Below are 16,437 nucleotides of genomic sequence, written 5' to 3' on the forward strand. Positions count from 1 at the left end.
ACGGCACGTCGGCGGGGGGAGACCACATGGCACCGCCCATCAAGGTGCTGCTCGTCGACGACCAGGCGCTGCTGCGCAGCGCGTTCCGGGTGCTGGTCGACTCGGAGGCCGACATGGAGGTGGTCGGCGAGGCGGCGGACGGCGCACAGGCCGTGGAGCTGGCTCGCTCGACCGGCGCCGACGTGGTGCTGATGGACATCCGGATGCCGGGTACGGACGGACTCACCGCGACCCGGATGATCAGCGCCGATCCGGAGCTGTCCGGCGTACGGGTGGTCATGCTCACCACCTTCGAGGTGGACGAGTACGTGGTGCAGTCGCTGCGGGCCGGGGCGTCCGGCTTCCTCGGCAAAGGGGCGGAACCGGAGGAACTGCTCAACGCGATCCGTATCGCCGCGGGCGGCGAGGCGCTGCTCTCGCCCGCCGCGACCAAGGGCCTGATCGCCACCTTCCTCGCCCAGGGCGGCAGTTCGCAGGGCGACGGGCCGAGCGCCGCGGAGTACTCCGAGCGGCTCACCGCGCTCACCGGCCGCGAGCGCGAAGTGCTCGTCCAGGTCGCGGGCGGCCACTCCAACGACGAGATCGCCGAGCGGCTCGTCGTCAGCCCGCTCACCGTCAAGACCCATGTGAACCGGGCGATGGCGAAGCTGGGCGCCAGGGACAGGGCCCAATTGGTGGTAATTGCCTACGAATCAGGTCTGGTGCGCCCCAGGGCGGAGTGAGGGGTGGAGGTTCGGCGTACTCCACCTGCGGTATGCGCGGCATAAGAAAGCAACCCGGGGGCCGACGCTTTCACCCCTGCCGGTGGGCGATCGTGTAAGACCGACCGGCACATGGGGGCGGCGTCCCCGATGTGCCGGTCGGTCTGGGCCGGGTCTGTCCCCCAGCCGCCCGCCCACCTGCCGCGTAAGCCACAGAAGAGAGACCTCACCCATGTCCTGGCTGTCCAGATTCAGCCTCGCGCAACGGGCCCTGATCGGTTTGATCTCGATCGTCGCGCTCGTATTCGGAGCGATCGCGATCCCGCAGCTCAAGCAGCAGCTGCTGCCCACCATCGAACTCCCGATGGTGTCGGTCATCGCCCCCTACCAGGGTGCGTCCCCCGATGTGGTCGAGAAGCAGGTCGTCGAGCCGCTGGAGAACTCGGTCAAGGCCGTCGACGGCGTCACCGGGATCACCTCGACCGCCAGCGAGGGCAGCGCCGTCATCATGGCGTCCTTCGACTTCGGCAGCGAGGGCACCAAGCAGCTCGTCGCCGACATCCAGCAGGCGGTGAACCGCGCCCGCGCCCAGCTTCCCGACGACGTCGACCCGCAGGTCATCGCCGGCTCGACGGACGACATCCCGGCCGTCGTCCTCGCCGTCACCTCCGACAAGGACCAGCAGGCGCTCGCCGACCAGCTGGACCGCACGGTCGTCCCCGCCCTGGAGGACATCAGCGGCGTCGGCCAGGTCACCGTCGACGGGGTGCAGGACCTCCAGGTCTCCATCACCCCCGACGACAAGAAGCTCGCCGCCGCCGGGCTGAACGCCATGACGCTCTCCCAGGCGCTCCAGGCGGGCGGCGCGACCGTCCCCGCCGGTTCCTTCTCCGAGTCGGGCAAGAGCCGCACCGTCCAGGTCGGCGGCGCCTTCACCTCCCTGAAGCAGATCGAGGACCTGCGGGTCGCCGGTCAGGACCCGGCCACGGGCAAGCCCGGCGAGCCGGTCCGGGTCGGTGACGTCGCCACGGTGAAGCAGGAGCCGTCCACCGCGGTCTCCATCACCCGCACCAACGGCAAGCCGAGCCTCGCCGTGATGGCCACCATGGACAAGGACGGCAGCGCCGTCGCCATCTCGGACGCGGTCAAGGACAAGCTCCCCGACCTCCGCAAGGACCTCGGAGCCGGCGCCGAACTGACCGTCGTCTCCGACCAGGGCCCCGCCGTCTCCAAGGCGATCTCCGGTCTGACCACCGAGGGTGCGCTCGGTCTGCTCTTCGCCGTCATCGTGATCCTGGTCTTCCTCGCCTCGCTGCGTTCGACCCTGGTCACCGCGGTCTCCATCCCGCTCTCCGTGGTCCTCGCGCTGATCGTGCTCTGGACCCGTGACCTCTCGCTCAACATGCTCACGCTGGGCGCGCTGACCATCGCGATCGGCCGCGTCGTCGACGACTCGATCGTGGTCCTGGAGAACATCAAGCGGCACCTCGGCTACGGCGAGGAGCGCCAGTCGGCGATCATCGCCGCGGTGAAGGAAGTGGCCGGCGCGGTCACCTCCTCGACCCTCACCACGGTCGCCGTCTTCCTGCCGATCGGTCTCGTCGGCGGCATGGTCGGCGAGCTCTTCGGCTCCTTCTCGCTGACCGTCACCGCGGCCCTGCTGGCATCGCTGCTGGTCTCGCTGACCGTCGTCCCCGTCCTGTCCTACTGGTTCCTGCGCGCCCCGAAGGGCGCCACGGAGAACCCGGACGAGGCCCGCCGCAAGGCCGAGGAGAAGGAGGCCCGCAGCCGGCTCCAGCGGCTGTACATCCCGGTGCTGCGCTTCGCCACCCGGCGCCGCATCACCAGCATCGTCATCGCGATCGTCGTCTTCATCGGCACCTTCGGCATGGCCCCGCTGCTGAAGACCAACTTCTTCGACCAGGGCGAGCAGGAGGTCCTCTCCATCAAGCAGGAGCTGGCCCCCGGCACCAGCCTGGCGGCCGCCGACAAGGCGGCCGAGAAGGTCGAGAAGGTCCTCACCGACGACAAGGGCGTCAAGGACTACCAGGTCACCGTCGGCTCCTCCGGCTTCATGGCGGCCTTCGGCGGCGGAACCGGCGCCAACCAGGCCTCGTACCAGGTCACCCTGAAGGACTCGGGCGACTTCGACGCCACGCAGAAGCGCATCGACACCGCGCTCGGCAAGCTCGACGGCATCGGTGACACCACCATCTCCGCGGGCGACGGCTTCGGCAGCCAGGACCTCAGCGTCGTGGTCAAGGCCGCCGACGCGGACGTGCTCAGGAAGGCGTCCGAGCAGGTCCGGGACGAGGTGGCGAAGCTGAAGGACGTCACCGACGTCCAGAGCGACCTCGCGCAGAGCGTCCCGCGGATCTCGGTCAAGGCCAAGCCCAAGGCCGCCGAGGCCGGCTTCAGCCAGGCCACGCTCGGCGCGGCCGTCGCCGGAGCGGTGCGCGGCACCCCGTCCGGCAAGGCGATCATGGACGACACCGAGCGGGACGTCGTCATCAAGTCCGCCCACCCGGCCACCACCATGGCCGAGCTGAAGAACCTGCCCCTCGGCCCGGTGAAGCTCGGACAGATCGCCGACGTCGAACTGGTCCCCGGCCCGGTCTCCATGACCCGGATCGACGGCCAGCGCGCCGCGACGATCACCGCCAAGCCCACCGGTGACAACACCGGTGCGGTCAGCACCTCGCTCCAGACGAAGATCAACGCGCTGAAGCTCCCGGACGGCGCCACCGCCACCATCGGCGGTGTCTCCGAGGACCAGAACGACGCGTTCCTGAAGCTCGGCCTGGCCATGCTGGCCGCGATCGCGATCGTCTTCATGCTGCTGGTGGCGACGTTCAAGTCCCTGATCCAGCCGCTGATCCTGCTGGTCTCCATCCCATTCGCGGCGACCGGCGCGCTCGGCCTGCTCGTGATCACCGGCACCCCGATGGGCGTCCCGGCGATGATCGGCATGCTGATGCTGATCGGCATCGTGGTGACCAACGCGATCGTGCTGATCGACCTGATCAACCAGTACCGGACCCAGGGCATGGGCGTCGTCGAAGCGGTCGTCGAGGGCGGTCGCCACCGTCTCCGCCCGATCCTGATGACCGCACTCGCGACGATCTTCGCCCTGCTCCCGATGGCACTCGGCGTCACCGGCGAGGGCGGCTTCATCTCGCAGCCGCTCGCGGTGGTCGTGATCGGCGGCCTGGTCACCTCGACGCTGCTCACGCTGCTCCTGGTGCCGACGCTCTACGCGATGGTGGAGCTCCGCAAGGAGCGCCGCGCGAAGAAGAAGGCGCTCAAGCGGGCGAAGAAGGCGGGCGTGTCCGCCCAGGCCCTCTCGGAGGAGACCGCCTCCGAGGAGCCGGAGCCCGCGAAGGCCTGACCCGGCATACGGAAGGCCCCGGCACCGATTTCCGGTGCCGGGGCCTTCCTGCGTGCCGTGTGAGCCGTACGCCTACGGCAGCGCCAGCATCCGCTCCAGCGCGAGCTTGGCGTACTTCTCCGTCTCCGGGTCGACCTCGATCCGGTTGATCAGCTTGCCCTCGGCCAGTGATTCCAGCGCCCACACCAGGTGCGGCAGGTCGATCCGGTTCATCGTCGAGCAGAAGCAGACCGTCTTGTCGAGGAAGACGATCTCCTTGTCCTCGGCCGCGAACCGGTTGGCCAGCCGGCGCACCAGGTTCAGTTCGGTGCCGATCGCCCACTTCGAGCCGGCCGGGGCCGCCTCCAGGGCCTTGATGATGTACTCCGTCGAGCCGACGTGGTCCGCCGCCGCCACGACCTCGTGCTTGCACTCGGGGTGCACCAGGACGTTGACGCCCGGTATCCGCTCGCGGACGTCGTTGACGGACTCGACCGAGAAGCGGCCGTGCACCGAGCAGTGCCCGCGCCACAGGATCATCTTCGCGTTCCGCAGCTCCTCGGCGGTCAGGCCGCCGTTGGGCTTGTGCGGGTTGTAGAGGACGCAGTCCTCCAGCGACATCCCCATGTCCCGGACAGCGGTGTTCCGGCCCAGGTGCTGGTCGGGCAGGAAGAGGATCTTCTCACCCTGTTCGAAGGCCCACTCCAGCGCCCGCTTGGCGTTGGAGGAGGTACAGATGGTGCCGCCGTGCCTGCCGGTGAACGCCTTGATGTCGGCGGAGGAGTTCATGTACGAGACGGGCACGACCTGCTCGGCGACCCCGGCCTCGGTCAGCACGTCCCAGCACTCGGCGACCTGCTCGGCGGTGGCCATGTCGGCCATGGAGCAGCCCGCCGCCAGGTCCGGCAGCACGACCTTCTGGTCGTCGGTGGTCAGGATGTCCGCGGACTCGGCCATGAAGTGCACGCCGCAGAAGACGATGTACTCGGCCTCCGGCCGCGCGGCCGCGTCCCGGGCGAGCTTGAACGAGTCGCCCGTGACGTCCGCGAACTGGATGACCTCGTCGCGCTGGTAGTGGTGGCCGAGGACGAACACCTTGTCCCCGAGCTTCTCCTTGGCCGCGCGGGCACGCTCCACCAGGTCCGGGTCGGACGGGGAGGGCAGGTCGCCGGGGCACTCGACACCGCGCTCGCTCCTCGGGTCGGCCTCACGGCCGAGCAGGAGCAGGGCGAGGGGCGTCGGCTGGACGTCGAGATCCTGGACGGGGTGGGCCGTGGTCACGTCACGCACCCTTTCTTCTCTGCTGAAAGCCTCTGCGAAAAGCTTCCGCGAAGCCTTTTCGTCTAATTGACGCTATCTATCATATCCGGTTCACGTCACTTTGACGATGTCCATAGTGTCGATGTGACGCATCCCCCCGGCCGACCGGTGTGCGAGCATGAATGGAACAGGCAAGCGCTCGGCCCGGAATGAATCCGCGGTCCCGTCGGTTGCAACGTCGGCAAGCAGTCTCCGTACAACCCGGGAGAGAAGCAGATGTCCGTATCGGACGAGACCACCACCGTGAGCGACGGCATCCTCCTGTCCGACGCCGCCGCAGCCAAGGTCAAGGGCCTGCTGGAGCAGGAAGGCCGTGACGACCTGGCGCTGCGCGTCGCCGTCCAGCCCGGCGGCTGCTCGGGCCTGCGCTACCAGCTCTTCTTCGACGAGCGTTCGCTCGACGGCGATGTCGTGAAGGACTTCGACGGCGTCAAGGTCGTCACCGACCGGATGAGTGCTCCGTACCTGGGTGGCGCCTCCATCGACTTCGTCGACACCATCGAGAAGCAGGGCTTCACGATCGACAACCCGAACGCCACGGGCTCCTGCGCCTGCGGCGACTCCTTCAGCTGAGCCCTGAAGGCGGCACGTACGCCTGAGCGCGACGCGGAACGGCACAACGGCGGCGGCCCCGGAATCCGGGACCGCCGCCGTCGTCGTACCCGAGCCGTACCCGGGGCCCGGCGCTCAGGCGCGGGGCACGTCGCCGCCCGACATCGCGTCGACCACGGTCCGGTCGCCGAGCGGCGCGTCGAGCGTCACCGTCCGGGTCAGCTCCTTGGCGATCATGATGCAGACCTTCTTCCCGGGCTGCTTCGCCTCCGTCACCTTCACGGTCACCCGGTCCGGGCTCTCGGTCGCGCTCGCGGTGTACGTGCTGCACACCCCGCCCCAGAACGTCACCGACAGGGTCCGTCCGTCGGCGCTGTACGACAGCAGTTGCCGCTGGGGCTTCTCCGCGTTCCCCGGGGGCGTCGGAGCCGACGTGGGGGCGGTCGTCGCCGGCGCGTCCTTCGCCAGGTACGAGGGGGCCACGGCGACCTGCGTCACCGTGGTTCCCAGGCCGCCCGCGGCGGGCCGCACCGAGAAGAGCCAGGACGGTACGAGCGTCTGCTTGCCCGCCACGTACTGCGCCGCCAGGCCGAACACCGCCTTGTCGACCGTCACGGTCGTCGTCGGCCGCTCCGCCCCGGTGCGCGCCCCGCAGCGGGCCTTCGGCGACTTCAGGCCCTCGTCCAGCGGTACGGGGGTGGCGCATCCGCCGATGTCCGCGCGGGCCTCCTTGCCCTCCTTGCGGGACGCCGGCCCGTTCAGCTGCTCCAGCGCCTGGGCCGCGCCGATCACCGGATAGCTGTCGCCCTTCTCCAGGCCCTTCAACTGCCCGCTGCCGCCGACCACTTCACCGTCCGGACCCACCTGGACCCCGGTCGACCAGCCGTACGTGGGAAGGCCGTCCACCTTCGGGTCGGCGTTCACCACCCGTACAGAGCCCATGAGTTGACCGGAATCGAGCGTCGCGCCGCCCTGCCCCGCCGCCTTCAGGACCGGTGCCGCGGCGGCCCTGGCGGCACTCTCGCTCACCGGGGAGCCACTGCCGCCCGGGGCCGGGTTCCCGCCCGAACAGACCGCCCCCTTCTGGCAGTTGTCCGTACCGCCGGAGCCGTACCGGGTGAAGCTCCAGGTGCCCGGGGCCTGCTTGTTCACCCGCAGGACCGGGCCGGAGCCGTCCCCTTCGGACCCCACCTTCCAGTATGTGCCCTCGGCCTGCGGTGTGCCCGCCAGCTTCAGCGCCTTCGCCAGCCGGGCCACCTCGGCCGCCGAGACGGTCCCCACCGCGTGCCGCACCGCGGCCGTGCGCGGCCCCTCGGGCAGCTTGCCGGACGCGCGGTAGACCACCCGGCCGCCGCTCGGGTCGGGCTCGCCCGGCGCGATGCCCTGCGAGGGCGCCTCGGACGCCGCCGGGGCGCCCGAGTGCCGGTCCAGGGCCAGCGGGGGAGGGGTGCGCCGCCCGCCGTCGTCCGCGCTGCCGCCGGACCTGCCGTCGCCGTCGGCCGCGGTCGCGGCCCAGTACGCACCGCCGCCACCGGCCAGCAGCACGGCTGCCGCCACCGAGGCCACGGCGAGCGGCGAACGCCGCCGGGGGCCGGTCACGTCGTTGTCGGGTCGCTCGGTGCTCACCGGATCGCTCCTTCGCCTGCATGGGCGTCACATGCCGTCGCCCGGCCTGTCGTCCGTCCCCGGACGGGGACAACGGTGGGACGGGGCAGCGGCGCGCACGGTTCCCTCGCGGGGCTCAGGCGCGAACGGTGCGGGTCTCGGCCGCCTCTCAGTCGCCGTAGTCGGACATGGCGTCGACCAGCCGGGCGGAGGCGGTGGGCACGGTGACCCCGTGAATCCGGGACGGCGCGACCGGAACGGGGGCAGACTTCGGCTGGGCCACCCAGTGCGGAGCCATTCGCGCGCAGTCACCGCGCAGCTCGGCCAGGCTCATCTCGGAGTCGCGCGTGGCGATGTGGTTCGACATATCCGCACCGTAGGCACCACCGGCCTCAGGAAGAAAGCCCTACTATCGGGTAGTTTTCCCCCCTTCGTGGTGCTCCGTGGAACCGGTAGCGTGAAGTGTCACGCCGCCCCGGGAACACGCTCACCCGTTCCCCCCGATCTCCGCAGGAGCAGTCTCCCCGTGCGAATCGCAGTCACCGGCTCCATCGCCACCGATCACCTCATGACCTTCCCCGGCCGTTTCGCCGACCAGCTGGTCGCGGATCAGCTGCACACGGTCTCGCTCTCCTTCCTGGTCGACAACCTCGACGTGCGCCGGGGCGGTGTCGCCGCCAACATCTGCTTCGGCATGGGCCTGCTGGGCACGGAGCCGATCCTGGTCGGGGCCGCCGGCTCCGACTTCGACGAGTACCGCGCCTGGCTCGACCGCCACGGCGTCGACACCGGATCGGTCCGGATCTCCGAGGTCCTGCACACCGCCCGCTTCGTCTGCACCACGGATGCCGACCACAACCAGATCGGTTCCTTCTACACCGGTGCGATGAGCGAGGCCCGCCTCATCGAGCTGAAGGCCGTCGCCGACCGGGTCGGCGGCCTCGACCTGGTCTCGATCGGCGCCGACGACCCCGAGGGGATGCTCCGCCACACCGAGGAGTGCCGCTCCCGGGGCATCCCGTTCGCCGCGGACTTCTCGCAGCAGATCGCCCGGATGGACGGCGACGAGATCCGGATCCTCCTGGAGGGCGCCACGTACCTCTTCTCCAACGAGTACGAGAAGGGGCTCATCGAGTCCAAGACCGGCTGGACCGACGAGGAGATCCTGTCCAAGGTCGGCCACCGGGTCACCACCCTCGGCGCCCGCGGCGTCCGCATCGAGCGCGCCGGCCAGGAGCCGATCGAGGTCGGCTGCCCGGAGGAGGAGATCAAGGCCGACCCGACCGGCGTCGGCGACGCCTTCCGGGCCGGTTTCCTCTCCGGCCTCGCCTGGGGCGTCGGCCTGGAGCGCGCGGCCCAGGTCGGCTGCATGCTCGCCACCCTGGTCATCGAGACGGTCGGCACCCAGGAGTACACCCTGCGCCGCGCCCACTTCATGGACCGCTTCACCAAGGCGTACGGCCATGAGGCCGCCGCCGAGGTCCGCACCCACCTCGCGTAGTCAGGACAGTCGGCGGACCACATAGGCCGAGCCGCGGTCCGCCGGCTCCTCGCCCACGTACTCCTGCTCGCGCATCGCGCACCAGGCCGGGATGTCCAGCCGGGCCGCCTCGTCGTCGGAGAGCACGGTCACCGTCCCGCCCACCGGTACGTCCCCGATCACCTTCGCGAGTTCGATCACCGGGATCGGGCACCGCTTCCCGAGCGCGTCGACCACCAGGGACCCGGCCGGGGCGGCCTTCGGGGGTGCCGCGACGGGCGCGCCCAGCCTCTCCCGTACCTCCGCCACCACCCGGGGCAGCACGTCCAGGAAGCGGTCGACGTCCTGCGCGGTGGTGCCGCTCGGCAGCGACACCCGTACGTTCCCCTCCGACAGCACTCCCATGGCCCTGAGCACGTGGCTCGGGGTCAGCGTGCTGCTGGTGCAGGACGAACCGGACGATACGGAGAAACCCGCCCGGTCCAGCTCATGCAGCAGCGTCTCCCCGTCGACATAGAGACAGGAGAAGGTGACCAGATGCGGCAGCCGCCGCACCGGATCGCCGACCACCTCCACATCGGGCACCAGCTCCGGCACCGCGGCCCTGATCCGGTCCACCAGGGCCCGCAGCCGCACGGACTCGGCGGCGGCCTCGGCCCGCACCGCCCGCAGCGACGCCGCCGCGGCGACGATCGCCGGAAGGTTCTCGAACCCCGCCGCCCGCCCCGACTCCCGCTCGTCGGCCGGACCTTGGGCGGCGAACCGTACCCCCTTGCGCACCGCCAGCAGCCCGACGCCGGACGGTCCGCCCCACTTGTGGGCACTGCCCGTCAGCAGCGACCAGCCCGCCGGCACCGGCTCCCGGCCCAGCGACTGCGCGGCGTCCACCAGCAGCGGCACCCCGGCCGCCCGGCAGGCCTCCGCGACCGCGGCCACCGGCTGCTCGGTGCCGACCTCGTGATTGGCGGACTGCAGACAGGCCAGCGCGGTGTCCTCGCGCAGCGCCCGCCCGTACGCCGCCGCGCTCACCGCCCCCGACCGGTCCACCGGGACCTCGGAGACCGCCCCGCCCTGCGCCTCATGGGCGGCGGCCGAATGGAGCACCGACGAATGTTCGACCGAGGAGACGACCAGATGGCGGCCGACACGCCGACGCCCCGCGAGGGCTCCGGAAATTCCCGAGTGAACCGCCAGGGTCCCCGAAGGAGTGAATGTGAGCTCGTCCGGGCGGCACCCGACGGCCTCGGCGGCGGCCTCCCGGGCGGCGTCCAGCAGCAGCCGGGCCCGCCGCCCCTCCCGGTAGAGCCTGGCGGGATCGGCCCAGCCCTCGTCCAGCGCGGCAAGCAGCGCCTGGCGTGCGACGGGGTGCAGGGGGGCGGCGGATGCGGTGTCGAAGTAGGGCACGCGGCCACGCTAGCCCGAGGTGGGCGCCGGGCCGGGGACGGGCCCGCCGCGGGGCCAGGAGAGGGGGCGTCAGATGGCGGTCGGAGGCCCGTATTCCACCCCTTCGGGGAGTCGGACGGCGCGTTGGGCACCCTCCCCGCGCGACCCCAAATAGCGTCCAGTAGGGTTTGGTCCGCATAAACATCCAAACCCCTGCCCGCGTCAGGGCGGCGACCGACCAGAAAGACGGCCGCGCCGACCGCGCGGGCGAGACTCTCGGGAAGGCGCTACGTGAGTCCCAACGGCTCCGACCGCTCGTCGCGGCGCCCGATGCGGCGGAAGCTGCCGCAGGTGCTGACTGCGGGCCTGATCCTGGCGACCGCAACCGGTTGCACATACAAGGACTTCCCCCGCCTTGGTATGCCTACGCCGGTAACAGAAGAGGCACCACGGATCCTTTCCCTCTGGCAGGGCTCGTGGGCGGCAGCGCTCGCCACGGGCGTGCTGGTCTGGGGCCTGATCCTGTGGAGCGTCATCTTCCACCGGCGCAGCCGCACCAAGGTCGAGGTTCCTCCGCAGACCAGGTACAACATGCCCATCGAGGCGCTGTACACCGTGGTTCCTCTGATCATCGTCTCGGTGTTGTTCTACTTCACCGCGCGCGATGAATCGAAGCTCCTCACCCTCTCCCCGAAGCCCGCCCACACCATCAACGTGGTCGGCTACCAGTGGAGCTGGGGCTTCAACTACATCGAGAACGTGGACGGCTCGACCGCCACGGGCAACGAGATCCCCAAGGAGCTCGACGCCATCCCCAACCGTTTCCGGGAGGACTTCCCCAAGGGTGCGGAAGGTGTCTACGACTTCGGCGTCCCGGGAACCCGGAACCCGCAGAACGGCAACCCGGGTCCGACCCTGTGGCTGCCGAAGGGCGAGAAGGTCCGTTTCGTTCTGACTTCGCGTGACGTCATCCACTCCTTCTGGGTGGTGCCGTTCCTCATGAAGCAGGACGTCATTCCGGGCCACACCAACGCCTTCGAGGTGACTCCCAACCAGGAGGGCACCTTCATGGGCAAGTGCGCCGAGCTCTGCGGCGTCGACCACTCCCGGATGCTCTTCAACGTCAAGGTCGTCTCCCCGGAGCGCTACCAGGCGCACCTCGAGGAGCTGGCGAAGAAGGGCCAGACGGGCTACGTGCCGGCCGGCATCGAGCAGACTGACCCGGCCAGGAATGCGGAGACGAACAAACTGTGAGCATCCTCAACGAACCTCAGGGTGCCGCGGCAGCAGACGACTCGTACGAGGACGAGCTGCCGGTCCGGCGCAAGCAGCCGGGAAACGTCGTCATCAAGTGGCTGACCACCACTGACCACAAGACGATCGGCACGATGTACCTGGTCACATCGTTCGCGTTCTTCTGCATCGGCGGTCTGATGGCGCTCTTCATGCGCGCCGAACTGGCCCGTCCCGGCACGCAGATCATGTCGAACGAGCAGTTCAACCAGGCGTTCACGATGCACGGCACGATCATGCTGCTGATGTTCGCGACGCCGCTGTTCGCCGGATTCGCGAACTGGATCATGCCGCTGCAGATCGGTGCGCCCGACGTGGCGTTCCCGCGGCTGAACATGTTCGCGTACTGGCTGTACCTCTTCGGTTCGCTCATCGCGGTGGCCGGCTTCCTCACCCCGCAGGGTGCGGCGGACTTCGGCTGGTTCGCCTACTCCCCGCTCTCGGACGCGGTCCGGTCGCCGGGTGTCGGCGCCGACATGTGGATCATGGGGCTGGCCTTCTCCGGCTTCGGCACGATCCTCGGTTCGGTCAACTTCATCACCACGATCATCTGCATGCGTGCCCCCGGCATGACGATGTTCCGCATGCCGATCTTCGTCTGGAACGTCCTGCTGACCGGTGTGCTGGTCCTGCTGGCCTTCCCGGTGCTCGCCGCCGCGCTCTTCGCGCTGGAGGCGGACCGTAAATTCGGTGCGCATGTCTTCGACGCGGCCAATGGCGGCGCATTGCTCTGGCAACACCTCTTCTGGTTCTTCGGCCATCCAGAGGTGTACATCATTGCCCTGCCATTCTTCGGAATCATTTCCGAAGTGATTCCGGTCTTCAGCCGGAAGCCGATGTTCGGCTACATCGGCCTGATCAGCGCGACGATCGCCATCGCGGGTCTTTCCGTGACGGTGTGGGCGCACCACATGTACGTGACGGGCGGCGTGCTGTTGCCGTTCTTCTCGTTCATGACATTCCTCATCGCGGTACCGACCGGTGTGAAGTTCTTCAACTGGATCGGCACGATGTGGAAGGGATCGTTGTCCTTCGAGACACCGATGCTCTGGGCCGTCGGCTTCCTGATCACCTTCACCTTCGGTGGTCTGACCGGCGTGATCCTGGCATCGCCCCCGATGGACTTCCACGTCTCGGACTCGTACTTCGTCGTCGCGCACTTCCACTACGTCATCTTCGGCACCGTGGTCTTCGCGATGTTCTCCGGATTCCACTTCTGGTGGCCGAAGTTCACCGGCAAGATGCTGGACGAGCGGCTCGGAAAGATCACGTTCTGGACGCTGTTCGTGGGCTTCCACGGCACGTTCCTGGTGCAGCACTGGCTGGGTGCCGAGGGCATGCCGCGTCGTTACGCGGACTACCTCGCCGCGGACGGCTTCACCGCGCTGAACACGATCTCGACGATCTCCTCGTTCCTGCTCGGCCTGTCGATGCTGCCGTTCTTCTACAACGTGTGGAAGACCGCCAAGTACGGCAAGAAGGTCGAGGTCGACGACCCGTGGGGCTACGGCCGCTCGCTGGAGTGGGCGACCTCCTGCCCGCCGCCGCGGCACAACTTCCTCACCCTGCCGCGGATCCGTTCCGAATCCCCGGCGTTCGACCTGCATCACCCGGAGATCTCGGCGCTCGAGCAGCTGGAGCACCACTCCGAGGATGACAAGGCCCTCGCTGGTGGCAAGGAGGCCGGCAAGTGAAGATCCAGGGCAAGATGTTCATCTGGCTGAGCGTCTTCATCCTCGTCATCGCCATCACGTACGGCGTGTGGTCGAAGGAGCCGGCCGGTACCACCGCGCTCGTCCTGGCCTTCGGGCTGAGCATGATGATCGGCTTCTACCTGGCCTTCACGGCCCGGCGGGTCGACGCCATGGCGCAGGACAACAAGGAAGCCGATGTCGCGGACGAGGCCGGCGAGGTGGGGTTCTTCTCCCCGCACAGCTGGCAGCCGCTCTCGCTGGCGGTCGGCGGTGCGCTCGCCTTCATGGGAGTCATCTTCGGCTGGTGGCTGCTCTACTTCTCGACCCCGATGATCCTGATCGGTCTGTTCGGCTGGGTCTTCGAGTACTACCGCGGTGAGAACCGCACCCAGTGACACAGCTCCACCGCTCCACCTGAACGGGGGGCCCGCGCTTCTCCACCGAGAGGAGTGCGGGTCCCCCGTTCGCAGTCACACCGCGCGCTGATTCGGGTGAATCTCCATAGCTTGGGTTCATGAACCACACGCCGCGCATCCGCCCCGTAGTGAGCTGCACTCTGCTGGTCGTGACCCTGGTCGCAGGTGTGACCGCCTGTGGCGGGTCCGGAGGCCATCCGCTCGCGGAGAAGCCGTACGACGCGGTGGACGAGATCTCCGCCAACGCCACGGACGGCGACGAGAAGGTCGACCCCGGCAAGCCGCTGGAAGTCACCGTCAACGGCGACGACGGCCGGATCACGGACGTGTCGGCCGTCGACACGACCGGCCGCCATCTGGCGGGCGAACTCGACGCCGACGGGAAGCGGTGGCACTCCACCGTCCCGCTCGCCGCCGGCACCCGGTACACCGTCAGGGTCGGTGTGGAGGACGACGACGGCGCTCCGGGCAGCCGTACGCTCTCTTTCGGGACCACCTCCGCCAAGAAGTTGCTGAAGGTCAGCTTCGGCCCTCAGGCGGGCACCTACGGCGTGGGACAGCCCATCACGGCGGAACTCAGCGCTCCGGTCAAGGACAAGGCGTCCAGGGCCAACGTCGAGCGCGCCCTGCGGGTCCGCTCGACGCCCGCCGTGACCGGCTCCTGGTACTGGGTCGACGACAAGACCCTGCACTACCGCCCCAAGGACTACTGGCCCGCCAGGGCCACCATCGACGTCACCAGCGGCCTGGCCGGCGTCAAGGTCACCGACGCCCTTTACGGCGCCCCCACGAAGGCGCTGAGGCTCACCACGGGCGACCGCGTCGAGGCCATCACGAACGCCGCGGCGCACTCGATGACGGTCAAGCGCAACGGGAAAGTGATCAACACCATTCCGGTGACGACCGGCAAGCCCGGCTTCTCCACCCGAAACGGCGTCAAGGTCGTGCTGGGCAAGGAGTACCGCGTACGTATGCGCGGGGAGACGATCGGCATCGCCGAGGGCTCCTCCGACTCGTACGACCTGCAGGTCTACTACGCGACCCGGGTCACCTGGAGCGGCGAGTACGTGCACGCGGCCCCCTGGTCCACCGGCTCGCAGGGGTACGAGAACGTCAGCCACGGCTGTACGGGCATGAGCACCAGCCAGGCCGAGTGGTTCTACAACACCGTGCGCACGGGTGACATCGTCACGGTCGTGGGCAGCCAGGGCGAGATGATGACGCCGTTCGACAACGGCTTCGGCGACTGGAACCTGTCCTGGGCCAAATGGCTGAAGGGCAGCGCCCTGCAGAAGGACACCACCCCGGAACGCGACGACACGATCCAGGCGGCGCGACTGCGCCCCGAGGTCTGACCGGCCCGGGGAGTGCACTGCCCCTCAGTGGTGCCGCGGACGGGGCCGCGGCGGGCATCAGGCGTCCACGCAGTCCCTGCTGCGCAGCAGGGACGCCAGGGCGTCCGCGAACTCGACCGGTTCGACCGGAAGGGTCACCGCGGCGTCCGCACGGCTCCAGGTGGCCAGCCAGGCGTCCTGCGGGCGCCCGATCAGCAGCAGGACCGGCGGGCACCGGAAGATCTCGTCCTTGATCTGCCGGCAGACGCCCATGCCGCCCGCGGGCGCCGTCTCGCCGTCCAGCACGCAGACGTCGATGCCGCCGCGGTCCAGTGCCTCCAGCACGGCGGGCATGGTGGCGCATTCGAGGAATTCCACCGGTGGCACGTCAGCCGCGGGCCTGCGCCCGGCTGCCAGCCTCACCTGCTCACGGGTGTTGGCGTCGTCGCTGTAGACCAGGACCGTGGCGGTCGGCTGCATTGTTCCTCCGTGACATCTGTGTCTTCGGGGCTTTCCGGGCATGAACCGATGCGCGGATCGTACTCCGCCCGACGGCCTGTCAGCACCGCTTCGGACCGCTGTTCCATGGGCCGTTCGGGGAGGACACACCCGGCTGACACACCGAACGGCACCCCCCGGGGTGAGGGCGGGATAAGCGACCGACATAATGTCGGTCGTGGCGACAGCAACGACAGTAGAAACCGGGCACGCGCACCCGTCGGTCAATCGACCGAACCTCACCAGCGTCGGAACCATCATCTGGTTGAGTTCCGAGCTGATGTTCTTCGCGGCCCTCTTCGCGATGTACTTCACCCTGCGATCGGTGACGGGACCGGAGCACTGGAAGGAAATGGCTTCGGCCCTGAACTTCCCGTTCTCGGCGACGAACACCACGATCCTGGTGCTCTCCTCACTCACCTGCCAGCTCGGCGTCTTCGCCGCGGAGCGGGGCGATGTGAAGAAGCTCCGTGCGTGGTTCGTGATCACTTTCGTGATGGGTGCGATCTTCATCGGAGGCCAGGTCTTCGAGTACACCGAGCTGGTGAAGAAGGACGGCCTCTCGCTGTCCTCCGACCCGTACGGCTCGGTGTTCTACCTGACCACCGGCTTCCACGGTCTGCATGTGACAGGCGGTCTCATCGCCTTCCTGCTCGTTCTGGGCAGGACATACGCAGCCAAGAGGTTCACCCACGAACAGGCGACCGCCGCCATCGTCGTGTCCTATTACTGGCACTTCGTCGATGTCGTATGGATCGGCCTCTTCGCCACGATCTACATGATCAAGTAACCGG

General features: G+C 68.9%; 14 protein-coding genes. 9 read left to right on the forward strand and 5 right to left on the reverse strand.

The window, feature by feature from the left end; all coding sequences use genetic code 11:
* Positions 1-26 precede the first annotated feature (26 nt).
* Both OG842_RS28605 and OG842_RS28610 read left to right on the forward strand, forming a co-directional pair.
* A complete protein-coding gene (locus OG842_RS28605; RefSeq protein ID WP_266736826.1) occupies positions 27-722 on the forward strand; it encodes a response regulator in 696 nt (231 codons plus the stop codon).
* Positions 723-933: 211 nt separating this feature from the next.
* Positions 934-4,089 (forward strand): efflux RND transporter permease subunit, encoded by a 3,156-nt coding sequence (locus OG842_RS28610; RefSeq protein WP_266736824.1) that lies wholly within the window; start codon positions 934-936, stop codon positions 4,087-4,089.
* A 72-nt stretch (positions 4,090-4,161) separates the two neighbouring features.
* Here OG842_RS28610 and nadA read toward each other — a convergent pair whose 3' ends face one another.
* Positions 4,162-5,358 carry a quinolinate synthase NadA gene (nadA, locus tag OG842_RS28615; protein WP_266736823.1) on the reverse strand — a complete coding sequence of 399 codons (1,197 nt, stop codon included), beginning with the start codon at positions 5,356-5,358 and terminating at the stop codon, positions 4,162-4,164.
* 246 nt (positions 5,359-5,604) lie between these two features.
* On the opposite strand from nadA, the gene OG842_RS28620 reads away from it, so the two are divergent.
* A complete protein-coding gene (locus OG842_RS28620; RefSeq protein WP_030933606.1) occupies positions 5,605-5,961 on the forward strand; it encodes a HesB/IscA family protein in 357 nt (118 codons plus the stop codon).
* A gap of 114 nt (positions 5,962-6,075) precedes the next feature.
* Here OG842_RS28620 and OG842_RS28625 read toward each other — a convergent pair whose 3' ends face one another.
* Together OG842_RS28625 and OG842_RS28630 are read right to left on the reverse strand one after the other, a co-directional pair.
* Positions 6,076-7,566: a hypothetical protein gene (locus tag OG842_RS28625; protein ID WP_328512575.1), complete on the reverse strand. Its 1,491-nt coding sequence runs from the start codon at positions 7,564-7,566 to the stop codon at positions 6,076-6,078.
* Positions 7,567-7,714: 148 nt separating this feature from the next.
* A complete protein-coding gene (locus OG842_RS28630) occupies positions 7,715-7,912 on the reverse strand; it encodes a hypothetical protein (protein ID WP_266736821.1) in 198 nt (65 codons plus the stop codon).
* A gap of 159 nt (positions 7,913-8,071) precedes the next feature.
* Here OG842_RS28630 and OG842_RS28635 point away from each other — a divergent pair, with 159 nt between their 5' ends.
* Complete coding sequence (locus tag OG842_RS28635) at positions 8,072-9,046, forward strand: carbohydrate kinase family protein (RefSeq protein WP_266736819.1); 975 nt, start codon at positions 8,072-8,074, stop codon at positions 9,044-9,046.
* On the opposite strand, the gene OG842_RS28640 is transcribed toward OG842_RS28635, so the two are convergent.
* Positions 9,047-10,429 carry a cysteine desulfurase/sulfurtransferase TusA family protein gene (locus tag OG842_RS28640; RefSeq protein WP_266736818.1) on the reverse strand — a complete coding sequence of 461 codons (1,383 nt, stop codon included), beginning with the start codon at positions 10,427-10,429 and terminating at the stop codon, positions 9,047-9,049.
* A 270-nt stretch (positions 10,430-10,699) separates the two neighbouring features.
* On the opposite strand from OG842_RS28640, the gene ctaC reads away from it, so the two are divergent.
* The 4 genes from ctaC (at position 10,700) to OG842_RS28660 (ending at position 15,166) form a co-directional block, all read left to right on the forward strand.
* Positions 10,700-11,662, forward strand: coding sequence for an aa3-type cytochrome oxidase subunit II (gene ctaC / locus OG842_RS28645; RefSeq protein ID WP_266736816.1), 963 nt, complete (start codon positions 10,700-10,702; stop codon positions 11,660-11,662).
* Complete coding sequence (gene ctaD / locus OG842_RS28650) at positions 11,659-13,395, forward strand: aa3-type cytochrome oxidase subunit I (RefSeq protein ID WP_266736814.1); 1,737 nt, start codon at positions 11,659-11,661, stop codon at positions 13,393-13,395. Before ctaC ends, ctaD begins: the two co-directional genes overlap by 4 nt.
* Positions 13,392-13,790, forward strand: coding sequence for a cytochrome c oxidase subunit 4 (locus tag OG842_RS28655; protein WP_266736812.1), 399 nt, complete (start codon positions 13,392-13,394; stop codon positions 13,788-13,790). The genes ctaD and OG842_RS28655 overlap by 4 nt, the downstream gene beginning before the upstream one ends.
* A 119-nt stretch (positions 13,791-13,909) precedes the next feature.
* The gene (locus OG842_RS28660; RefSeq protein ID WP_266736811.1) at positions 13,910-15,166 is read left to right on the forward strand and encodes a L,D-transpeptidase; all 1,257 of its coding nucleotides are present in this window, start codon (positions 13,910-13,912) and stop codon (positions 15,164-15,166) included.
* A gap of 57 nt (positions 15,167-15,223) precedes the next feature.
* Here the strand turns inward: OG842_RS28660 and OG842_RS28665 are convergent, their stop codons facing one another.
* Entirely contained in the window at positions 15,224-15,625 is a 402-nt protein-coding gene (locus OG842_RS28665) for a hypothetical protein (RefSeq protein ID WP_266736810.1), read from the reverse strand.
* Between the two features lie 187 nt (positions 15,626-15,812).
* Between OG842_RS28665 and ctaE the strand changes: the two genes are divergently transcribed.
* Positions 15,813-16,433, forward strand: a complete 621-nt coding sequence (ctaE, locus tag OG842_RS28670; protein ID WP_124718117.1) for an aa3-type cytochrome oxidase subunit III — start codon at positions 15,813-15,815, stop codon at positions 16,431-16,433.
* Positions 16,434-16,437: the final 4 nt, after the last annotated feature.

It is taken from the genome of Streptomyces sp. NBC_00376, from assembly GCF_036077095.1.
Taxonomy (GTDB): domain Bacteria; phylum Actinomycetota; class Actinomycetes; order Streptomycetales; family Streptomycetaceae; genus Streptomyces.